Raw genomic sequence first — 251 nt, 5'->3', positions numbered from 1 at the left:
AGAGCTACGCCGCAAAGATAAAGCCCTTGCCGAAACGACAGCGTTACTGGTGCTATCAAAAAAGCTCAATGTCTTGTACGAGAGCGACAACGAGGAGGACTAACCTCTCTCGATAGGCGCCAGACGCTGCTACAGCTTTTTGATGAAGCTGTCGCGAATGGCGCCCCTCAGTACAAGGCGGCTGAGCTTATGCAGATACCACAACGCACGTTGCGACGTTGGCGTTCATCACAAGGGCAGGTGCTGCCAGA

At 53.8% G+C, this 251-nt stretch carries 1 protein-coding gene; it reads left to right on the top strand.

The features are described 5' to 3' along the window. Nucleotides 1–54: 54 nt before the first annotated feature. Nucleotides 55–251, top strand: a 197-nt coding sequence (locus tag BZJ21_RS16905) for a helix-turn-helix domain-containing protein (RefSeq protein ID WP_174566357.1), incomplete at its 3' end; no start/stop codon positions are given.

Source organism: Salinivibrio costicola subsp. alcaliphilus, assembly GCF_001996185.1.
GTDB lineage: Bacteria > Pseudomonadota > Gammaproteobacteria > Enterobacterales > Vibrionaceae > Salinivibrio > Salinivibrio costicola.
The sequence above is the reverse complement of the archived record's forward strand: the minus strand, read 5'-3'. Positions and strand labels throughout refer to the sequence as shown.